The following is a 21627-nucleotide window of genomic DNA, read 5'->3' on the forward strand; positions in this document are numbered from 1 at the left end:
GCTGAAGCAAAACAAATCACGTAATCTAAGCATGGCCAACAAGCGCAGGCTCTGCTGTCTGAATGAACAATATTTGTTCGAATGTATGGGGTTGTTCAAAGTATAAACACTGATGCGTCAGCCCTGGGGTGGAAGCCAATCTCAACGGGCGTCACAGCACCATGCTGTTGTGCGACGACCATTACCGCCAACTGGTGCGCCAGCAAAAGCGCACCGTCTCGCCGCTGGAAGCCTTGTTCGGCTCGCGCAGCGGCCTGTTCGAGGACTTCCTTGGCAGCGACTTCTTCCGCATCGGTGACGACGCACCGTCCATGGCGGCCGATACCGACGAGGTCGTCGATGCCTCGTTCGGCGAACCCGCCCCGGCCGGTACGGGCACCGCGCGCCGTCGCGGCAGTGGGCTCGCCAGCCGTATCAGCGAACAGTCCGAGGCCCTATTGCAGGAGGCCGCCCGACACGCTGCAGAGTTCGGGCGCGCCGAAGTCGATACCGAACACCTGCTGCTGGCGCTATCCGACAGCGACGTGGTCAAGACCATCCTGGGGCAGTTCAAGATCAAGGTCGATGACCTCAAGCGCCAGATCGAATCCGAAGCCAAGCGCGGCGATAAGCCGTTCGAGGGCGAGATCGGCGTGTCGCCCCGGGTCAAGGACGCGCTCAGCCGTGCTTTCGTGGCCTCCAACGAACTCGGCCACTCTTATGTCGGGCCGGAGCATTTCCTGATCGGGCTCGCCGAGGAAGGCGAAGGTTTGGCGGCCAACCTGCTGCGCCGTTACGGCCTCACGCCGCAAGCGCTGCGCCAGCAGGTAAGCAAGGTGGTCGGCAAAGGGGCCGAGGATGGCCGCGCCGAGACGCCGACCAACACGCCGGAACTCGACAAGTATTCGCGCGACCTCACCAAGATGGCGCGCGAGGGCAAGCTCGATCCGGTCATCGGCCGCGCGCAGGAGATCGAGACGACCATCGAAGTGCTGGCCCGGCGCAAGAAGAACAACCCGGTGCTGATCGGCGAGCCCGGCGTCGGCAAGACCGCCATCGTCGAAGGGTTGGCGCAGCGCATGGTGGCCGGTGAAGTGCCTGAGACGCTGCGCGACAAGCGCCTGGTGGAACTCAACATCAATGCCATGGTGGCTGGCGCCAAGTACCGGGGCGAGTTCGAGGAGCGCGTGCAGAAGGTGCTCAAGGAAGTGACCGAGCACCAGGGCGAGCTGATTCTCTTCATCGACGAGGTGCACACCATCGTCGGTGCAGGCCAGGGTGGCGGCGAAGGAGGGCTGGACGTGGCCAACGTGTTCAAGCCGATGATGGCGCGCGGCGAACTGAACCTGATCGGCGCCACCACGCTCAACGAGTATCAGAAGTACATCGAGAAGGACGCCGCGCTGGAGCGTCGCTTCCAGCCGGTGATGGTGCCCGAGCCGACGGTAGCGCAGACCATGATGATCCTGCGCGGCCTGCGCGACACCTTCGAGGCGCACCACAAGGTCAGCATCTCCGAGGATGCGATCATCGCCGCCGCCGAGTTGTCGGACCGCTACATCACCGCGCGCTTTTTGCCTGACAAGGCCATCGACCTACTCGACCAGGCGGCCGCACGTGTGAAGCTGTCGGCCACGGCCCGCCCGGTGGCGGTGCAAGAGCTGGAGTCCGAACTGCACCAGCTGCGGCGTGAGCAGGACTATGTGGCCTCGCGCAAGCAGTACGACAAGGCCGCCGAGCTGGGCAAGCACATCGAGGCCAAAGAGGCCGAACTCAAGAAGCTTGTCGAGGAATGGGAACGCGAGCGCGCCTCGGGCAGTGCCGAAGTCAAAGCCGAGCATGTCGCGCAGATCGTCTCGCGCCTGACCGGCATTCCGGTCAACGAGCTGACGGTGGAAGAACGCGAGAAGCTGCTGCATCTGGAGCAGCGGCTGCACGAGCGCCTCGTGGGCCAGGACGAAGCGGTGCGCGCGGTGGCCGATGCCGTGCGGTTGTCTCGCGCGGGCCTGCGCGAAGGCAGCAAGCCGGTGGCGACTTTTCTGTTCCTCGGGCCGACCGGCGTGGGCAAGACCGAGCTCGCCAAGGCGCTGGCCGAGTCCATCTATGGCGATGAAGGTGCTCTGCTGCGCATCGACATGTCCGAGTACGGGGAACGCCATACCGTGGCACGCCTGGTGGGCGCGCCTCCGGGTTATGTGGGCTATGACGAGGGCGGCCAGCTCACCGAGAAGGTGCGTCGCAAGCCCTACAGCGTGTTGCTGCTGGACGAGATCGAGAAGGCTCACCCCGACGTCTACAACATCCTGCTGCAGGTGTTCGACGACGGGCGGCTCACCGACGGCAAGGGCCGGGTGGTGGATTTCACCAATACCATCATCATCGCCACCTCGAACTTGGGCTCGGACATCATCCAGCGTCGGCTGAAGGCCCGTGGCGCCGCCGGCGAGGAATACGAGAAGACCAAGGGCGAGGTGATGGACGTGCTGCGCGGACACTTCCGCCCCGAGTTCCTCAACCGCATCGACGAGATCATCGTCTTCCATGCGCTGGGCAAGGAGGAGATCCGCCATATCGTCGGCCTGCAGCTCGATCGTGTGGCCCGCAACGCCGCCAGCCAGGGCGTGACGCTGACCTTCGATCAGACCTTGATCGATCACTTCGCGGAGGAAGGCTACAAGCCCGAGTTCGGCGCGCGTGAGCTCAAGCGGCTGATCCGCAGCGAGCTGGAAACTGCTCTGGCGCGCGAGATGCTCGGCGGCGGAATCGGCAAGGGCGATCACGCCAGCGCACGCTGGGACGACAAGGCCGAACGGGTGGTCTTCGAGCGCCAGGAGCCACCCGCAAAGCCGGCCGAGCCTGAGAAGCCCGATGCCGCGAACGTGGCCGAGACGCCGCCGAGCGACGCGAGCAAGCCTGCGCGCAAGAAAAAGTCAGCGGGCGGCGAATCTTGAGTCATGGGGAGGCTGTCGTGATCCTTCAATTGACCCAAGGACTTGTTCTTGATGGAAACGAAAAGTAGTAGGCGCTATTCAGAGTGAACCGGCGGCTCTGTTCGGTGCGTCATCCAATTCGCCGGCATTGTTCAAGGAGAACCGATATGTCTGCATTGACTCCGTGGGACCCCTTCCGGGAACTGGATGAATTGCAAGACCGCCTGGCGACGATGTTGGGACGGACACCCCAGCGACAGGGCGCCCGTACCAGCAACGAAGCCATGACCACGGCGGACTGGGCGCCAATGGTGGACATCAGCGAGGATGAGAACGCATTCATCCTCAAACTGGATCTGCCGGAGGTCCCCAAGGATGCCGTGCGCGTCAGCGCGGAAAACGGTGTGCTCACCATCAGCGGCGAGCGCAAACTGGAGAAAGAGGAGCAGGGCAAAAAGTTCCACCGCATCGAACGTGCGTATGGCCGCTTTGTGCGCAGCTTTGTCTTGCCTGACAACGTTGATCCGACCAAGGTGACGGCTTCGATGAAAGACGGCGCGCTGGAAGTGCGGCTTGTCAAGGCCGAGCAAGCCAAACCGAAACAGATTGAAATCTCAGTCAACTAACTTTAATTAGGAGCCCAAGATCATGAATATCAAACAGCCCCAATCAACCTTCTCCGCACTTGCCCTGGCGGTCGTCGTCGGACTGAGCGGACCGGCCCTGGCCCAATCGGCGGCAGGTTCTAGTCCAGGTGCTGCAGCACACTCTGCCGCATCCAAAGCGGCGCTGCCACAGGTAGATGACAAGGTCGCCCGGGAAGCCGCGAAAAAGCGCGCCGAACTCGCCCAAGATGCCATCACTGCGCTGGCCAAGACCCATGAGGCATTGATCCTCCTTGATGCAAGGAAGACCAAGGAGGCGCTCGCTGCGCTGGAACTGGCCAGCGGAAAGCTGGAACTGGTATTGGCGCGTGACCCAAAACTTGCTTTGGCGCCCGTCGATGCACGCGTCATCACCCATGACATCCACGCCAACGTGGAATCGGTCAAGAAAGCGGTCGAGTTGTCTCGGGAGTTGTTGGATGATGGCGAGGTGCAAAAGGCACGGCCCATTGTTGCCAATCTTGCCAGCGAAATCGTGATCGAAACCGACAACCTGCCGATGGCAACGTACCCGGCAGCGATCAAGTCGGCCGCACGGCTCATCGACAGCGGCAAGATCGACGACGCCAAGGCGGAACTCGCCCGAGCACTGAACACGCTGGTGGTGACCTCGGTCGCCTCTCCTCTGCCCGTGCTACGGGCCGAAGCCGCGATGGCAAAAGCGGAAAAGCTGGCCGAGACCGACAAGCGCGATGCCAAACAGAGCGAGGAGCTCAGCGCCCTGCTGGCCTACGTGCGCACGGAAATCGAGCTGGCGCAGATCCTGGGTTATGGCAAGAAGGCGGACTTCAAACCCATCTTCGATCAGGTGAAGTCCATTGAGCAAAAGTCGGCTGGTGGCAAAAGCGGCAAGGGATGGTTCGACGAGTTGAAGACGCGCATCCAAAAGCTGTTTTGAGGTGATGAAGGGGCTGACTGCTCTGTCGGTCAGTCTCGCGATGTTCGCAGTCAGCCCCAATAGATTCGCCTATTTTCACTAACTCACACGAGGCATATCACCATGAATGAGCAAACATCGAATCCCAATGCGACGAACAAAGAAATAAACGAACAGGCCGCGGTAAGCAGCCTTCCTGTCAGTCCAGAGGCCAAGGCTGAAGTCGTCACGGAGGTACAGCCTGAGGTTCAGAAGGAAACGGACTCGCAGGCGGCAGACAAACGTAAACAAGTCCTCGATGAGGCCGTCTCGGCCTTGGCGCTGACCAAATCAGCGCTGGCCGCACTTGACGGAAAGGACGCTGCACGCGCATTGGCAACGCTGGCCGAAGTGACGGGAAAGCTGGAGCTGATCGTTGCGCGCGAACCCACGCTCGCCCTGGCCCCCGTTGATGTGCGCACCATCGTGCACGACTTGTTCGCCAACACGGAAACCATTGAGGCGATGACCGACGAGGCGCTGGATGCCCTCAAACATGGCGAGGTGCAACAGGCACGTCACGTGCTGGCTTTGCTGGCCAGTGAAATCGTGATCGCGGTCACCAACATCCCTCTGGCGTCCTATCCCGCAGCCGTGAAGTCAGTCGTGCCGCTGATCGATCAGGGCAAGATTGAAGAAGCCAAAGCCGCGCTGCAGGCAGCGCTCAGCACGCTGGTCGAGACGCGCAGCGTGCATCCGCTGCCCGCCCTGCGCGCCAGGCTGCTCCTGAAGCGCGCCGAGACCTTGGTAGAAGATGGTCAGCGGAGCGAAGCGTCCAATGAGCGCCTGGAGACATTGTTGAACGAAGCGCGGCAGCAGTTGGAAATGGCAGAACTGCTGGGCTATGGAAAGAAGAAGGACTTTGAGCCCCTGTATGCTGAACTCAAGAAAGTCGAGCAAAAGACGGCTGGGGGAGGCGGCGGAAAAGGCTGGCTCGATGAAATCAAGGCAAAGCTGTCCAAGTTGTTCTGAAACCGCTGGATAGGGCGTAAGAGGGGCGCGTCGCGCCCCTCTCTTGGCTCAGGAGTGTTTGCTTTTTCACCCCATTAGATCTTTAGGAGATATAGCATGAATACAGACACCATCACCGATTCCAGTGCGGATGAGCCCACCAAAACACTGTGTTCATTGACCGAAAATTGGTGGATTTTTGCGTTGCGCGGTGTCTTGGCATTGATTTTCGCAGCCCTTGCGTTCTGGATGCCACAATCGGCTCTGTTGGCCATGACCTTAGTGTTCGGCGCATTTTCCTTGGTCAATGGCGCTTTCAACTTGGTTGCAGCGGTGCGCCATATCCAGAAAAAAGAGCGCTGGGGCTGGCTGCTGTTCAGCGGCATTGTCGGCATACTTACCGGCGTCGTCGTCCTGGTTGCTCCTTGGGTCGCCGCGATGGTCATGGCTTCTTTTTTATGGGCTAGCGTGGGGTTCTGGGCGATTTTCACCGGTGTGCTGGAGATATCCGCCGCCGTTCGGCTGCGTCAAGAAATCAAGGGTGAAATCTGGCTTGCCTTCAGTGGACTGCTCTCGATTGTCCTTGGCGCTATCGTCTTGTGGGTATTTTTTTCCCGTCCGGTCGAGTCATTCGTGGCCGCAGGCTGGCTGTTGGGCTTCTATGCGGCAGTCTATGGTGTCACGCTTTTGTTCTTGAGTTGGCGTCTTCGCAAAACGCGCCAGGGATAAGAACGGGTCAAACTAAATTCTATGGATATGAGCATTTTCGGTTCGTGCCTCCATAGAAATAACATCAAAGGAGTCATGCATGCAGATTCAATATAGCTATCGAGCTATCGACAAAGAGTTTCATGAACCATGGCAGAGAGCTTTGGGAAATGTGATCGAGCGCGCCCTCAAGCCATTGCTCGACAAACACACTAAACATTCAGTGCGACTTCAAATCGTCCTTGATCGCGACAAGACCAAGCGGCAATTTCTGGCCAGTGGCTATATGCACCTGCCCGGCAAAAAGATTGTCAGCGTTACTGTATCACATGACGAGCTGACGCCCCTCGCGCAGATGCTCGCACAGTCGTTGTTCCGTCAGGCCAAGAAGCATTTTGACCGGCTGCATGCTCAGGACCAAATCAAGCGCAAAGCACGACGCGAGCGCTTGCGCGAGCTCAAGGTGCGGATTGCCGCAAAACCCGCGTCAGCCGCCCATGAGGCCAAAGTGACCCGAATGCCTCTACTGTCGAAACTTGAGGCTGTCGCAAGGCGTGAGCTGGCTTATCTGCGGGCCGTCGGCGATTTACCGCGCGATTATCCGACGCTGCGCGACGTGGTGGATGAAGCGATTGTCCGAGCTGAGGTGGAATGGCAATCCGTGCCGGGGGAAAAAGAGGCTTACACCGGTCTTTTGAAGCATCTGTTCGCCGTCCTGGATAACGAAGTGGCAAGCAGCCGGCAATTTGGCGAATTCGTTTCTCTGGACGCGCCGGTCGAACCGGATGCCCAAGACGTCGCCGAGGCCATGGTGGAAGAGGAAGTCTTCGAATTTTATCAGCCCGATGACACACTCAGGCTGGCCGATATCATCGCTGACAGTCAGCATCCCGATGCCGCAACGATCGCGGAACAGGAGGAGCTAGTTGATCGGTCGAGCGAGTTCGCTTTTGCATTCGACCTGCTGAAGGACATGCCGCGTTTGTGGCGGCGCATTTTTCTGCTTATCCGTGTGGACGGGCTGGATGCCAGCAGCGTCTCTGAAATCCTGCTGATTCCTAGTAAGGAAGATACTGTCCAAAGGTGGCTCATGCCGGCCGAAGCGTTCATCGCTGCTCATTTGGAAGAGGCCGGAGTAAGCAAAGACGGGAACGATTGGCTCCAAGGCGTTGATTGGTCGGCATTGTCTGCGACCCGAAGCGCGGCAGCCTCACTGTGGTCCAAGGAGGCGAACCATGAAGAATGATCTTCACCTCGTCTGTCCGCATTGCCAGTCCATCAACCGCGTACCGACTGCGAAGCTATCGGAACATCCCAACTGCGGCCGCTGCCAGCAGCCCTTGTTCACGGGCGAACCCATCGAGTTGACCACGGCGACGTTCTCGCGCCACGTGGAGCGCAGCGACCTGCCACTGTTGGTCGATTTCTGGGCACCTTGGTGCGGGCCGTGCAAGATGATGGCCCCGCAGTTCCAGCAAGCGGCGCGCCAGCTCGAACCCAGGGTCAGGCTGGCCAAGGTCAATACCGAGGCAGAACCCCACCTGGCCGCGCAGTTCGGCATCCGCAGCATTCCGACGCTCGCCCTGTTCCAGGGTGGGCGGGAGATCGGGCGTCAGGCCGGCGCCTTGGGCGCGCAGGACATCGTGCGCTGGGCATCTGCACAGGTGGGGCGCTGACCGATGCAGGACTTGCTCGGCGCCACCCTGATCCTGCTGGCGGCATGCAGCCTCGCGGCGGTGGCGACGGCGGCGTTCAGAGTACCCGCCTTGCTGGGTTACCTCGCCGTCGGCGCCTTGCTGGGCCCGTCGGTCAGCGGTGTAGTCGCGCCGGGAGAAGCGCTTGATTTTCTGTCCGAGCTGGGCGTGGCCCTGCTGCTGTTCATGGTTGGGCTGGAGTTCTCCCTCGGGCACTTCTGGCTTTCCCGTAAAACCGTATTGGCGGCCGGCAGCTTGCAGATGATCGCTGTCGCCACGCCACTGACCTTGATGTTGATGTGGCTGGGACAGCCAGTTCAGAGCGCTGCGTTGCTCAGCACTGCGGCGGCCATGTCGTCCACGGCGCTGGTCAGCCGACAGCTGGCCGACCAAGGCGAGCTCACCACCCGCCACGGTCGCAGCGCCATCGCCGTGCTGGTCTTTCAGGACCTGGCCAGCGTGCCCCTGCTGGCCCTGCTGGCGATCTGGGCGCGCGGCGAGTCGCCGAAGATCGAGAGCGTGCTGCTCGAAGTGTTGGGCGTGCTGATGTTGTTCGCGGCAGCGGCCCTCGCCTCCCGTCGTCTGTTGCATGGCCTGCTGGGCTGGGTGGCGCGGCAGGGCCACGAAGAATCCTTCGTGCTGGTTTCCTTGTGCGTGGTGGTGGCTGCCGCCGCTGCTGCACACGCGGTCGGCGTATCCGCCGCCCTGGGTGCGTTTTTGGCCGGCATGGTGCTGGGCGAGAGCGACTTCCGTCACCACATGGAAAGCCACCTCAAACCGTTTCGCGATGTGTTGTCGGGGGTGTTCTTCGTGACTGTCGGCCTGCAGCTGGACGGAGCACAGATTCTTTCGGCACCGCTGACGGTGTTGGCGTGGCTGGCAGTGCTGGTGCCGGTCAAGATCGTGTTCAATACCCTGGCCTTGCGGGCGACGCGCTTGTCCGCCCTCGATGCCTGGCGCACGGGCATAGCGTTGGGGCATGGCGGCGAGTTCGCCCTGCTGTTGTTGGGCATGGTCTTGCAGCAGCATCTGATCCCCGCGACCGTCGTACAACCCATGCTAGTTGCGCTGGTGCTCAGCATGGCCCTGGCACCGCTACTGATCCGCCATCACGATGTACTTGCCCGGTTCTTGAGCCGCACCGGCGGCGTCATTCAGCCACCCCAGGCTGAAGAAGTCGAGATCGCCGCGCAGACGGCGCGATATCGAGACCATGTCATCGTTTGCGGCGCGGGCGAGCTTGGCCTGACAGTCAGCGAGATTCTTCGCCACGCCGGCGTGGCGCATCTGCTGCTGGAGGCGGACGCGCAGAAGGTCGAGGCCGCGCGTGCCGCCGGCGCGCCGGTGTTCCATGGCGATGCCAGTCGGCCCGATACCTTGCTGGCTGCCGGCTTGACGCATGCGCACATGGTGGTGCTGACGTTCGCCCATGCCCAGCAAGCGTTGCGCATCGCCCAGGCGATTGCCGAGCGCCGTCCGGCGCTGACCTTGTGGGTGTCATGCAGAAGTACGACCGCGGCCGATGCATTTCGCGCCATGCCCAACGTGCGCGTGTACCAGCAATCCTTTGCCGCAGCTATTGGGCTGGCGGAACAGGTGATGTCGACGCTTGGCATGTCGACCGAGTTGATTGAAGGACACATCAGTGCAATGCGCCGCCGTCTCGACAGCAGCCGTTTTCCAGGGAGTTCATAGTCATGAAATCAAAACGCCTTAACCCATTTCAGGTCTTGCGTGACCAATTGGCCATCATGAGTTTTTACGAGCGCTTCGAGCAGGTCGTCGCGCTCGTGCTGTCGGCGGTGATCGCCGTCATCATCATGGTGTCGCTGTTCCAGCTCATCTCCATCGTCTTCACGCTGCTGGTTCTCGATGCCTTCAATCCCCTGGACCACAAGGTATTCCAGAGCGTGTTCGGCATGATCATGACGCTCTTGATCGCGATGGAGTTCAAGCATTCCATGGTGCGCGTGGCGCTGCGTCGGGACAGCATCATCCAGGTTAAGACGGTGGTCCTGATCGCGGTGATCGCACTCTCCCGCAAGTTCGTGATCCTCGACTCCGACGCGAGCCCCGCAAAGATAGCCGCGCTGGCAGGCGCCACGCTGGCTCTGGGTGCGACCTACTGGCTGCTGCGCAAGCGCGGCGACCGCGCCGCCGAGACCTCTGAGCATGACCCGTCATCATCCGAGTGATCCGCGCACTGCGCTCTTGCAACACCGCTGGCTCAACCGCCTGCAGACCGGGCTGTTGGTCCTGACCCTGGTCGGGATCGCAGCCGCAGCAGGGAGACTGCCATTTGGGGAAGGCTGCCTGTGGCTCGCGCTGTTTGCCGTTGCAGGTGCGTTGCTGCTGGACCCGGTAGCCGCGTCGGCGCTGAGCTTGCGCCTGTACCGCGTACGGGCCTTGCACCCGCAACAAGCCCACGAGATGTGGGCCCTGTTGCGCGAGCTGCCCGCCACGCCGGTGCCGCACTATGTGCCCAGTGCCGTCGTCAACGCCTTCGCCACCGGATCGAAGCAGGAGGCATCGATCGCCCTCACCGATGGCCTGCTGCGCAGCCTGAGCCCACGCGAGCTGGCGGGTGTGCTCGCGCACGAGGTCGCGCACATCACTAATGAGGATCTGCGTATCATGGGGCTGGCGGATTCCGTCAGTCGCCTCACGTGCCTACTGGCCCTTATGGGACAGATCGCGATCCTGCTCAGCCTGCCCGCGCTGCTGGTTGGCGCGGCGGAGGTCTATTGGCCTGGTCTATTGTTATTGGCCGCATCGCCCCAACTGGCCCTGCTCGCACAGCTCGGCTTGTCTCGCGTGCGTGAGTTCGACGCTGACCGCCTCGCGGCGGAACTGACTGGCGACCCGCAGGGGCTTGCGTCAGCGCTGGCGAAAATCGAGCGGGTCAGCCGCTCCTGGCGTGCCTGGCTGCTGCCCGGATGGGGCAATCCGGAACCCTCCTGGTTGCGCACGCATCCGGCGACGGCTGAACGCATTGAGCGCTTGCTGGAACTTGCTCCGCCGCCCGCGATGCCGCCGTTTCCATCGGCCCGTTTCGTCCCCGAGGTGACCGTATCACCACGTCCGCCACGCTGGCGCACCGGCGGCCTTTGGCGCTGATTTCAACATGGAGAATGACGTGACCTACCCCGACCCCTACAGCCGCCCGGCGCCGGATCGATTCATCCGGCGCTGGCTCGTCATCACTGGCTGCATCGCCGCACTCATGCTGCTGTGGCAGTTCCTGCCCGCCATCGAAGCCTGGTTCAGTCCCCACGAAACGCAGGAGCGCACGGTGACGCCGCGCGGCGACCTGGCCGCCGACGAAAAAACCACCATCGAGCTGTTCGAGAAATCGCGCGGGTCGGTGGTTTACATCACCACGGCACAACTAGTGCGTGACGTCTGGTCGCGCAATGTCTTTTCCGTGCCGCGCGGCACCGGCTCCGGCTTCATCTGGGACGATGCCGGCCACGTGGTGACCAACTTCCACGTGATCCAGGGGGCATCGTCTGCCACGGTCAAACTGGCCGACGGTCGCGATTATCAGGCTGCGCTCGTTGGCGCCAGTCCTGCGCACGACATCGCGGTACTCAAGATTGGCGTCGGCTTCAAGCGCCCGCCGGCGGTGCCGGTGGGCACCAGTGCCGATCTCAAGGTGGGGCAAAAGGTCTTTGCCATTGGCAATCCCTTCGGGCTCGACTGGACGCTCACCACCGGCATCGTCTCGGCGCTTGACCGCACCCTTTCCGGCGACGCCAGTGGCCCGGCCATTGACCACCTGATCCAGACCGACGCCGCTATCAACCCCGGCAATTCCGGTGGCCCGCTGCTCGATTCGGCTGGGCGGCTGATCGGCATCAATACCGCCATCTACAGTCCGTCTGGCGCCTCGGCCGGAATAGGCTTTGCGGTGCCGGTCGATACCGTCATGCGCGTGGTGCCGCAACTCATAAAGACCGGCAAGTACATCCGTCCGGCGCTGGGCATCGAGGTGGATGAGCAGCTCAACACGCGTCTGCAGGCGCTGACCGGCAGTAAGGGCGTATTCGTATTGCGCGTGACGCCGGGCTCGGCGGCGCACAGGGCCGGGCTCGTCGGCGTCGAGGTCACCGCAGGCGGCATCGTGCCCGGCGATCGCGTTATCAGCATCGACGGTATCGCCGTTGACGACGTCACCACATTACAGGCCCGGCTAGACGACAAGAACGTTGGAGATGTTGTGGTCTTGTTAGTGGAGCGGGCCGGCAAGACTCGCGAGATGCTTGTGGAACTACAACCGGGAGTTTGATGGAAAGTGGGTCATGGATCTGCACAGCGAAGCAGCCAAGCGACTTCAGCCTTGCGCCGAACTACGAGCCCTAGCTAGTGCAGTGGGGGGAAGGCTGTTTAGGTTAAATGGATATAAGGGTGTCATTTTTGATTGTGTTTTTAAAAGAAGGTGTTGATTTTTTTGGGTAAGCATTTAGGGCGTCCAAGGGTTGGAGCAGTTGGCACGGATGAGAGAGCTCAATGCTCGCTAGGGATTGGATCTATGTGTTTTTTCTGACTGACTGCTTACGTGTTGGAACGGGCAACATCGGAAAAGGATGAATCTTTATTTTCACCATTTACCGTATTTTTCGAGCCTGGGCGAAAATTAGGATGATACTTTAGCGCCCTTAATCATTCTCCCATGAAAGGCAAAACGATCCAGTCTCGGGTGTAAGTGCTCACAACATACTGATATAAAAGGGATTTTTTATGAATAGGAGAGCGCGCGACGTTTCTCTCTGTTTTTAGGGTTAGGATGAAATTTTATTTGCATCCCACAGGTGTATTCGAGCAATAAAGATTCATACCAAGGGAAGGTGCGAATAAGTACCCTATGTGCCAAAACTAAAAAGTTTAGCCATTTAATATCAATAATTTAGAATGGTGTGTTTTTGTGCCAAGTGACTTGTTAGCACCTTCCCTAGCCGATGTAGTTTCAGCTCTTGGCCTTCTTGGCGCGGAAGAGCAGCATGTGCCAACAAATTCAGTTGAGCAAAGAATGAGGGTACCGTTGCGTCGGAAGAGAGTGGCATATGGTTCATGACGAGTTGGAGACTCTCAAGGTTGAAAATCAGCGATTGATTGCCCTGCTCGAACAGCACGGTATTGAGTGGCGGTTGCCTCAGCCATTGCTCTGGCAAGAGCGGGAATCAGTGCAGTCGCGGCTTTCTCCGACAGAGAAGGTGGCGCTATTTCGGAGGCTGTTTCGTGGTCGGTCTGATGTTTATCCTGTTCGCTGGGAAAGCAAAACAACAGGTAAATCAGGCTATGCCCCCGCTTGTGCGAACGAATGGCGTGCCGGGATCTGTGAAAAGCCCCGGATCAAGTGTGCAGACTGTCGCAACCGCCTGCTGAGCCCTCTGTCCGATGATGTGATTTATGATCACCTCGCTGGTCGCCATACAGTGGGTGTATATCCGTTACTGGAGGATGACTCTTGCCATTTTCTTGCCATTGATTTGGATGAGGCTGATTGGCGCGAGGATGCATGCGCGATAATTCGCTCCTGTGAAGAGCTGGGTGTGCCTGCTGCACTGGAAATTTCCCGCTCTGGTCAGGGGGCGCACGTATGGATATTTTTCGCCAGCCGTGTGCTGGCACGGGATGCCAGACGTCTCGGTTCGGCCATCATCAGCCATACCTGCTCCCGTAGCCGGCAGTTGAAGCTTGAGTCTTACGACCGGCTGTTTCCCAATCAGGACACCATGCCTAAAGGTGGCTTCGGTAATCTGATTGCCTTGCCGCTACAGAAGGGGCCAAGAGAGAGTGGTTGCAGTGTGTTCGTCGACACGGAGCTGCGTCCCTACCCGGATCAATGGGCATTCCTGGCGAGCATCCAGCTAGTGGCTGCACACGATATTGAGCCGACTATCTTGCGAGCGACAGGGAGTGCACATCCTTTGGATGTCACCTTCATCGATGATGAGGATCTGGCTACACCCTGGAAGCGGGGTAACTCGCTCGTGAAGAAGCTGGCTGGACCGATGCCAAAGTCTCTTAACGTGACACTGGCCGATCTGCTCTATTTAGAGAAAGAGAGGCTTTCCCAGCCGTTAGCCAATCGTCTGATCCGGTTGGCCGCTTTCCAGAATCCTGAGTTCTATAAGGCCCAAGCCATGCGAATGTCGGTTTGGGACAAACCACGTGTAATTGGTTGCGCTGAAAATTACCCCCAGCACATAGCATTGCCTCGTGGCTGCCTTGATGCAGCTCTCGAGCTACTGAGGGACAATGGTATCGACAGCCACTTGATCGACGAACGTTTCGGTGGGGAGGCTATCAATGTGGCTTTCGCTGGAGCTCTGCGCCTCGATCAAGAAGCTGCTGTGTCGGCAATGTTGCATCACGACATTGGCGTACTGTGCGCCCCGACTGCTTTTGGCAAGACAGTTACTGCCGCCGCTATGATCGCGCGTCGTGGGGTGAACACCTTGGTGTTGGTTCATAGAACTGAACTGCTCAAACAGTGGCAAGAGCGTCTGCAAACTTTTCTCGGTGTCAGCAAGGGTTTGATTGGCACTATCGGTGGCGGCAAGTCCAAGCCCACCGGCAAAATAGATATTGCCGTGATGCAGTCAGTCTCCAGGCGGGGAGAGGTTAACCCGCTCGTTGAAAACTATGGCCAAGTGATTGTGGATGAATGCCATCATGTTGGGGCGGCTTCTTTTGATGCCATTCTGAAAAGAACGAAGGCAAAGTACGTACTGGGCCTGACAGCAACTCCCATCCGTCGTGATGGTTTGCAGCCGATCATCTTTATGCAGTGTGGGCCGATTCGGTATACGGCGGCTAAACCGGAAACGGCTCCACAAGATCTGGAGGTTGTGCCCCACAGGTGGTTTTCCCACATTGAACTCCCCGTCGGCGCAGGTATCCAGGATGTTTTTCGGCAACTTGCTCATGATCGGGAGAGAACCGAAGCCATTGCTGCCGAGGTGCGCAACGCAGTTGCATTGGGGCGTAAGGTGCTTGTCCTGACAGAGCGCACCGAACACCTTGAGGCAATAAAGGCAGCCCTCGACGATCTGATACCTCGACCATTTGTGCTGCATGGGCGAATGTCCAAGCGGCAACGCTCAACGTTGGTGGCCGACTTGGCTGATTTAGCGCCTGATGCACCACGTATTCTATTGGCTACAGGCAAATTGGTAGGCGAGGGTTTTGACCACCCACCGCTTGATACGCTTATCCTTGCGATGCCTGTGTCTTGGCGGGGCACACTGCAACAGTATGCTGGGCGTCTACACCGGGATCATGTGGGCAAAACAAATGTGCGAATCATAGACTTCGTCGATTTAGGCCACCCGGCGTTACTGCGCATGTGGGACAAGCGGCTGCGGGGATATAGGTCTATGGGGTACCGGATTAGTGACGATGACAACAGGGACACAACATCAGCTTCGGTCTGACATGATTTTGACGATAAAGGATGAAACTATATTTTCATGATTATCGGTAAGTGTGGACTGTGATGTCTTTGTCAGGATGATACTTCAGCTCATGGGTTGAACGTAAAATGACCAAATTTGGTGGTTTTGATTGCATATTAGGATGAGACTTTATTTTCATCCCACAAAAGAGCCGCATTGCGGCTCTTTTTGTTTGTCTGATCGAGTGGCCGTTATGACAGCCGCAGGTTGGTGATGGTCACGTCGTCCAGCGAGGGCACTATGATGCCGCTGGAGATGCTCTTGGCGATCGCCTGGTTGCGGTTCTTGGAGTCAGTCTTGTTGGTGACCTGATTGAGGTGGAAGTTCACGGTACGCTCGCTGATGCCGAGGATGGTGGCGATCTCCCAGGAGGTCTTACCCTCGCTGGCCCAGAACAGGCACTCCTTCTCCCGATCCGACAGCTCGGTCAGGTGCTTCATCAGCTCGGGTCTGCGCTTTATCAACTGCAGTGCCGCACCGAAGATATAACTGGCGCAAAACGACAGTGTGGGAGCGTTTTCAAACATCAGTTCAGAATTGGACTTCTCCTTGCTGATGAAGGAGAGGATGCCGTGCTCCCCCTGCGGGGTGTGGAGCGGGAAGGAGACGCCGTTTCTCACCCCGAAGTCGGCGGCCAGATTCATCACCTCCCTGCTGGCACTGGGTAGCCAGGGGGAATCGCAATCGAGCTTGTTCCAGAAGATGGGCTGGGTCTGCTTCAGCCCCAGGAAGACGACCGGATCCTGGGTCAGGTAGTGGCGCTCCGAATAGGCGTCGAACCAGCTGGTGGGACAGTTGTTGAACAAGGCCACATGGGACTTTTGCATGCTGATGGGAAAAATGATCAGCAGCCGAAAGTAATCAAAGCCCATCTGATGGCTGAAGCGCTCCAGTTGCTGCTGGATATCGCTCGTTTTCTTGGCCTTGGTGAACCGATCTATGTGTTCCCAGATCGCATCGTTAAACATGTAACTCTCCTTTTTCGACCACTCATCATCCTGATCGAAAAGACATTTTTTAGTTATTTAGAATGGTGTTGTGACTAACAACGCCAGTAATTCCCGTGCTTGTCTAAAAAGTATCCTGTTTTTTCAGCCGCAGGCCAAGAAAATCATCTGATTGCCACTGGCCCGACTCTTTGAGACAATGAGAATAGTTATCATTGTTAAGATTTATATCATGAATAAGTTTTGGGGTTTGGCCTTGTTGCCACTGTCAGTCCACTTCGCTGCTGGCGCCGACGAGCTGGTCGCACCGGCACTGAAAAACAGCATCGCCGCCGGGAAAGCCTCCCAGCAGCGCGTGGAAAAAGCCGCCGATGCGGCCGTTGCCGCCCGGCTGGAGCTGCAAAATGCCCAGCTGCAACTGCGCGATCTGGAAGCTTACAACCGCTACATGCAGTCTCTGGTGGCCGATCAGCAAAATGAGTTGGGTAAATTGAGCAAGCAACTGGAGGCGGTGCAAGAGACCCGTCAGGGCTTGATCCCGCTGATGTTGCAGATGCAGGCCGACCTGGAGCAGCTGGTACAAAACGACATCCCGCTGCGCAAGGAAGATCGCCTGGCGCGGGTTGAACAGTTGAAAGCGACCCTGGCCCGAGCCGATGTGAGCGAGGCGGAGAAGTTCCGCCAGCTGCTGCAGGCCTACCAGATTGAAGCCGAATACGGCAGCCGGTTGGATAGCTACTCTACCGAGCTGGCGCTGGACGGCGCACCGCGCCGGGTCGATGTGCTGGCGGTGGGCCGGGTCTCCCTGCTGGCGATGACCGCCGATCGCTCCCAGGCGTGGCGCTGGTCTGCGCAGAGCAAGCAATGGCAAGCCCTCGACGGCCAGTGGCTTTCCCCCATCGCCGAGGCGCTGGAGATGGCTGCCGACAAGAAAGTTCCCCAGTTGTTGAATGTCCCCCTTTCGGTCAGCCGTGGTCAGGAGGCCCAGTCATGAGCGTCACCATGAAGTGGTTACCCCTTGCCCTCGCCCTCTCTCTGGGCACCACAGCCGCCGTGGCCGAGGAAGCCTGGCAGCAGCAGGAACAGGCCCGTGAACAGAAGGCTCAGCAGGATCTGGCGTCTGTCTCCAGGGATCTGAGCAGTGCCCGTGCCAAGCTGGCCGAGGCCCAGCGCCTGAGCAAGGAGCTGGCCAGCCAGTTCGCGGCCAATGAAAAGCAGCTGGTGGAGCTCAATACCCAATGGGAGCAAGCCTCCGGCGACATGAACGACATCTTTGCGGTCACCCGTCAGGGCGCCAGCGATGCGGTCAAGTTGCTGAGCGAATCCGCCGTCGAGGGCCAGTATCCTGATCGTCTCGCCCCGCTGAAAACCATGGCACAGGATAAACAGGTGCCTGATCGCGCCGCCCTTGCCCTGCTGCCAGCCACCTTGCTGCAGGAGATCCGCGAATCGGGCCGGGTTGCCCAGTTCAACGGCAAGGTGCTTGATGCCCAGGGCGTTGCCAGCGAGCAGACGTTTACCCGGATCGGCAGCTTCGCCCTGCTGGGCGATGCTGGTTTCTTGCAACCGGGGGCCGAAGGCCTGAGTCCGGTGCTGGGCCTGCCAGGCAGCGTGCTTTCCGCTGTGGCCGCTTATCAGGGTCAGGAGGGAGAAGCGTTGCCGCTGGATCCCTCCCACGGTGTTCTGCTCGATATGCTGGCCCAGGCGCCCACCTTCTGGCAGCAAGTCCAGCAGGGCGGCCAGGTCGGCGCCATCATCGTGCTGCTGGCCGCTATCGGCCTGGGGATCGCTGGAGTACGGCTGTGGAGCCTCTCTCGCGAACTGGGTCGGGTTCGTCGCCAGCTCAAGAGCGGTGAATATCATGCCGACAACGCCCTCGGCCGGGTGCTGACGGTGGCTGACAAGCATCCAGAACTGAGCATGGAGACCCTCGAACTGCGTCTGGATGAGGCGATCCTGCAGGAGACCCCTCGCCTGGAGCGCGGCATCGGCATGGTCAAGGTGATCGCGGCCATCGCCCCCATGCTGGGTCTGCTCGGGACAGTGACCGGTATGATCGGCACCTTCCAGGCCATCACCCAGTTCGGTACCGGCGATCCCAAGATCATGGCGGGCGGCATCTCCATGGCCCTGGTCACCACGGTGCAGGGTCTGGTAGCGGCCATTCCGCTGATCCTGGCCCACAGCCTGTTGCAGTCCCGTTTCACCGAGCTCTCCAACGTGCTGGAACAGCAGGTGGCCGGGATCCTGGCCGAGCGGGCCGAAAGCAATGGTGACAGGGTGGAGCGGGTAGCATGATGCTCGACATCTGGCAGCAGTTGCAGAGCTTCATGGGCCGTGGCGGCCCGGTGCTCTGGGTCATTCTGGCCTTGCTGGTGCTGATGTGGATTCTGATGATCGAGCGGCTGCTCTACCTCAACCTGGGGTTTGCACCGTTGCAGCGTGAGCTGCTGGGCCGCTGGCAGGCGCGTCGCGAGCGTCACAGCTGGCACGCTCGCGCGATTCGCGGGCGCTGGCTGGCAGAAGTGGAGCTGGCGCTCAACCGTCATCTGATCTTCATCCGCACCCTGGTGGTGCTCTGCCCCATGCTGGGGTTGCTGGGTACAGTGACCGGCATGATAGGCGTATTCGATGCGCTGGCTGCGGCCAACCGCTTTAACCCGGAGAGCATGGCGGGCGGGATCTCCCGCGCTACCATCCCCACCATGGCAGGCATGGTGGTGGCCCTCTCCGGCGTGTTGTTACTGAGCCGGCTCGAGAGTCAGGCCAAGCGTGCGCTGGCCAAGACCCGGGACGGCCTGCGAGAAGAGAAGGTAATGCAATGAGACGGCAATCCAAACGCCAGCGCGATGAAGTGCAGATCGACATGACCCCCATGCTGGATATCGTCTTCATCATGCTGATCTTCTTCATCGTGACCACCTCCTTCGTGCGCGAAGCCGGGCTTGAGGTACACAGACCCCAGGCCAGCCAGGCCAAGGCGCAGAAATCGTCCAGCATCATGCTGGCGATCGGCGCTCAGGGGCAGATCTTCCTCGACCGCAAACAGGTGGATGTGGAGCGGGTGCAGGCCACCCTCGCCCGACTGTTGGCGGAGCAGCCCGAGGCAAGCCTGGTGATCCAGGCCGATGAACGGGTACCCCACGGCAAGGTGGTGCGGGTGATGGATGAAGCCAAGGCGGCAGGCATCGCCAACATCGCCGTGGCGGTGGCACCGAAATGAAACACAAGTTGATGAGCCTGGGACTGGGGATCACCCTCAGTCTGGGCATCCTGTTGTTCATGGCCACCCTGGTGGAGCCGCCCGGAGGGGAGAAGGCGACCACAGAGCAAAAATCCATCGTCATCAACATGCAGAACGAGGTGACCGAGGTACAGGTGCGTGAGCGGCCGGTACCCCAGGAGCCGGAACCCTTGCCGGAGCCGCCTGCCGCGCTGGCTTCGACACCGATGCCCATGCCGGCGGCGGCCCCGCTGCCTTCGGTACAGCCGAGCCTGGATCTGGTCTCGACCCTGAGTGCGGTACAGGTCTCTGCCCCTGGCGTGGCGACCAGTCCCACTCCGGTCGCGAGCGGCAATTTCCATGGTCAGCAGCAGGGTACCGGGATCGGTGCCGGCGACATGCTGATGCCGCTGCAACGGGTTGAGCCTGTTTATCCCTACCGGGCCCAGCAGGCCGGCATCGAGGGGTCCGTGACCTTGCGTTTCAGCGTCGATGCCGACGGCCGGGTACAGGATGTGGAGGTGGTCGAGGCCAAGCCGAAGCGTCAGTTCGAGCGAGCGGCCATTCAGGCGATCAATAAGTGGCGCTATCAGCCGAGGCCGGGCGCCACCGACAAACTGGTGCAAGTCATCACGCTCAAATTCAAATTGGAGTCATAACCATGTTGCGGATCTGGATCTGTCTGCTGGCCCTGGTCAGCCAAGCCTGTCTGGCGATGGAGGTGAGCCCTCATTTCTCCCGCCAGCTGGAGCCCGTGATGAAGCTCTATCAATCCGGCAAGTGGCAACAGGCCCAGAACAAGGCGGCTGTGCTCAAACCCGGTTCCGAGGCTGAGCACGCCTGGCTGGCGCAGTTACAAGCCTCTCTGGCCGCCAACCTGCAGCAGACCGCACAGGCGAGTCGCTACGTGGAGCAGGCTCTTGCTTATAAAGAGTGGCCAGAGCAGCAACGACTTCAGTTATTGCGTCTGCGAGGGGATATCCAGGCCCAGCAATCCAACTGGTCCGGCGCCATCGCCAGCTACAAGGCCGCATTGGCCATCAAGGCTGACGATGCCTTGCGTCTGCGCTTGGCTGGCCTCTATTACCACAACAAGCAGTACGGCGAGGCAGCCAGCCAGAGTGAACAACTGTTGAAGAAAAGCTGGCAGAAGCAGGCGGCCATCATCCGCCTCTCCGCTCTCACTGCATTGCAGCGTTACGGCGTGGCTGCGGATCAGGCCGAAGAGTTGATCCGCCGCGAGCCGAAAGAGAGCAAGTGGTGGCAGCAGGCGGTGTCGCTCAATCTCTCCGCCAAGCGTGGTGATCGAGCGCTTGCACTGCTGCAAACCGCCATCGACCGTCAGCTGATGGATGATGCCGCCGCCCGCAACCAGCTGATCCGCCTGTATGCCTGGCAGGGACTGCCCTATCGTGGTGCGCGTCTGCTGGAGTCTGCCATGGCCAAGGGGGTGATGAAGCAGAACGCCGAGAATCGCCAATTGCTGGCCCAGTTGTGGGAAGGGGCACGTGAGTGGCCGAAGGCTGTGGACAGCTGGCAGCTGCTTGCCCGGGAACATGCTCACCCCAAGGCCGCCATGCGAGCCGCCGAACTGCTGCTGCAACAGGGCAAGACGGATGCCGCCATGACCCAGCTCGCGGCCATCAAGTCGGTGAAGGGAGAGCAGGGCAACAGAGCCAAGGCCCTGCTGGTGCAGGCACACCTCAATAAAGAACAATATGCTCAGGCGCTGGTGTTGGCTCGCGAGCTGCAACAGCAGAACAACTGGCAAGACAGGGCGACCAGCTGGGTCAACTACATTCAGGCCCAGACTGACGGTATGAACAAAAAAGCGGCATGAAACTGGGGTAAACTCTCATTTCATGGGGTTTAGCCTGCTTTTTCAGCAAACGAGCGCATTTTTACAAAAAGCTCTTGTCATCACGGCGCGGCTCCCTATAATGCGCCCCTACCAGCACGGCGGACCACGCCGAACTGATGAGCTAGCCTCCTGATGAGGTGGGCGCCGAAAGAAAAGCGAAAACAACCGCTTGACTTTCGAAGTGAGGGGCGTAAGATGCGCCTCCTCAACGCGATAAGCGTGACGCTCTTTAACAATTTGAATCAAGCAATCTGTGTGGGCACTCACAGCATCGAGCATCAAAAACAATTTTT

19 protein-coding genes are annotated in these 21627 nt (G+C 59.7%); 18 read left to right on the forward strand and 1 reads right to left on the reverse strand.

Features of this window, described 5'->3' with window-relative positions:
• Positions 1–128 precede the first annotated feature (128 nt).
• From clpK to HKD46_RS19505, 12 genes are all read left to right on the forward strand, one after another.
• Positions 129–2930 carry a heat shock survival AAA family ATPase ClpK gene (gene clpK / locus HKD46_RS19450; RefSeq protein WP_171865829.1) on the forward strand — a complete coding sequence of 934 codons (2802 nt, stop codon included), beginning with the start codon at positions 129–131 and terminating at the stop codon, positions 2928–2930.
• Positions 2931–3076: 146 nt separating this feature from the next.
• Positions 3077–3535, forward strand: coding sequence for a small heat shock protein sHSP20-GI (gene hsp20-GI / locus HKD46_RS19455; protein ID WP_053461217.1), 459 nt, complete (start codon positions 3077–3079; stop codon positions 3533–3535).
• A 22-nt stretch (positions 3536–3557) separates the two neighbouring features.
• Positions 3558–4472 (forward strand): heat resistance protein YfdX1, encoded by a 915-nt coding sequence (yfdX1, locus tag HKD46_RS19460; RefSeq protein ID WP_085819399.1) that lies wholly within the window; start codon positions 3558–3560, stop codon positions 4470–4472.
• Positions 4473–4574: 102 nt separating this feature from the next.
• Positions 4575–5462, forward strand: a complete 888-nt coding sequence (gene yfdX2 / locus HKD46_RS19465) for a heat resistance protein YfdX2 (RefSeq protein ID WP_161469794.1) — start codon at positions 4575–4577, stop codon at positions 5460–5462.
• A gap of 96 nt (positions 5463–5558) precedes the next feature.
• Complete coding sequence (gene hdeD-GI / locus HKD46_RS19470) at positions 5559–6170, forward strand: heat resistance membrane protein HdeD-GI (RefSeq protein WP_171865830.1); 612 nt, start codon at positions 5559–5561, stop codon at positions 6168–6170.
• Positions 6171–6249: 79 nt separating this feature from the next.
• A complete protein-coding gene (locus HKD46_RS19475; protein WP_161469795.1) occupies positions 6250–7395 on the forward strand; it encodes a hypothetical protein in 1146 nt (381 codons plus the stop codon).
• Positions 7385–7825, forward strand: coding sequence for a heat resistance system thioredoxin Trx-GI (gene trx-GI / locus HKD46_RS19480; RefSeq protein ID WP_012761376.1), 441 nt, complete (start codon positions 7385–7387; stop codon positions 7823–7825). Before HKD46_RS19475 ends, trx-GI begins: the two co-directional genes overlap by 11 nt.
• 3 nt (positions 7826–7828) lie before the next feature.
• A complete protein-coding gene (gene kefB-GI / locus HKD46_RS19485; protein WP_085819395.1) occupies positions 7829–9538 on the forward strand; it encodes a heat resistance system K+/H+ antiporter KefB-GI in 1710 nt (569 codons plus the stop codon).
• Between the two features lie 2 nt (positions 9539–9540).
• Entirely contained in the window at positions 9541–10038 is a 498-nt protein-coding gene (gene psiE-GI, locus HKD46_RS19490; protein WP_023332904.1) for a heat resistance protein PsiE-GI, read from the forward strand.
• Positions 10016–10960: a zinc metalloprotease HtpX gene (locus tag HKD46_RS19495; protein ID WP_171865831.1), complete on the forward strand. Its 945-nt coding sequence runs from the start codon at positions 10016–10018 to the stop codon at positions 10958–10960. Before psiE-GI ends, HKD46_RS19495 begins: the two co-directional genes overlap by 23 nt.
• Before the next feature lie 19 nt (positions 10961–10979).
• On the forward strand, positions 10980–12131 hold the full coding sequence (locus HKD46_RS19500) for a S1C family serine protease (RefSeq protein ID WP_171865832.1): 1152 nt from the start codon (positions 10980–10982) through the stop codon (positions 12129–12131).
• Positions 12132–12906: 775 nt separating this feature from the next.
• Positions 12907–15282, forward strand: coding sequence for a TOTE conflict system archaeo-eukaryotic primase domain-containing protein (locus HKD46_RS19505; protein ID WP_052815141.1), 2376 nt, complete (start codon positions 12907–12909; stop codon positions 15280–15282).
• 212 nt (positions 15283–15494) lie between these two features.
• Here the strand turns inward: HKD46_RS19505 and HKD46_RS19510 are convergent, their stop codons facing one another.
• Entirely contained in the window at positions 15495–16271 is a 777-nt protein-coding gene (locus HKD46_RS19510; RefSeq protein ID WP_042079092.1) for a LuxR family transcriptional regulator, read from the reverse strand.
• 211 nt (positions 16272–16482) lie between these two features.
• On the opposite strand from HKD46_RS19510, the gene HKD46_RS19515 reads away from it, so the two are divergent.
• From HKD46_RS19515 to HKD46_RS19540, 6 genes are read left to right on the forward strand one after another with little or no spacing between them, the layout of a single operon-like run.
• Positions 16483–17244 (forward strand): DUF3450 domain-containing protein, encoded by a 762-nt coding sequence (locus tag HKD46_RS19515; RefSeq protein WP_171865833.1) that lies wholly within the window; start codon positions 16483–16485, stop codon positions 17242–17244.
• Positions 17241–18548 carry a MotA/TolQ/ExbB proton channel family protein gene (locus HKD46_RS19520; RefSeq protein ID WP_171865834.1) on the forward strand — a complete coding sequence of 436 codons (1308 nt, stop codon included), beginning with the start codon at positions 17241–17243 and terminating at the stop codon, positions 18546–18548. The genes HKD46_RS19515 and HKD46_RS19520 overlap by 4 nt, the downstream gene beginning before the upstream one ends.
• Positions 18545–19075 (forward strand): MotA/TolQ/ExbB proton channel family protein, encoded by a 531-nt coding sequence (locus tag HKD46_RS19525; RefSeq protein WP_010672233.1) that lies wholly within the window; start codon positions 18545–18547, stop codon positions 19073–19075. Before HKD46_RS19520 ends, HKD46_RS19525 begins: the two co-directional genes overlap by 4 nt.
• A complete protein-coding gene (locus tag HKD46_RS19530; protein WP_010672232.1) occupies positions 19072–19473 on the forward strand; it encodes a biopolymer transporter ExbD in 402 nt (133 codons plus the stop codon). The genes HKD46_RS19525 and HKD46_RS19530 overlap by 4 nt, the downstream gene beginning before the upstream one ends.
• On the forward strand, positions 19470–20132 hold the full coding sequence (locus tag HKD46_RS19535) for an energy transducer TonB (RefSeq protein WP_069651568.1): 663 nt from the start codon (positions 19470–19472) through the stop codon (positions 20130–20132). The genes HKD46_RS19530 and HKD46_RS19535 overlap by 4 nt, the downstream gene beginning before the upstream one ends.
• Positions 20133–20134: 2 nt before the next feature.
• Complete coding sequence (locus HKD46_RS19540; protein WP_167826287.1) at positions 20135–21313, forward strand: hypothetical protein; 1179 nt, start codon at positions 20135–20137, stop codon at positions 21311–21313.
• Positions 21314–21627 lie beyond the last annotated feature (314 nt).

It is taken from the genome of Aeromonas sp. TW 6 (assembly GCF_013168745.1).
In the GTDB taxonomy this organism is placed as follows: Bacteria; Pseudomonadota; Gammaproteobacteria; order Enterobacterales; family Aeromonadaceae; genus Aeromonas; species Aeromonas caviae.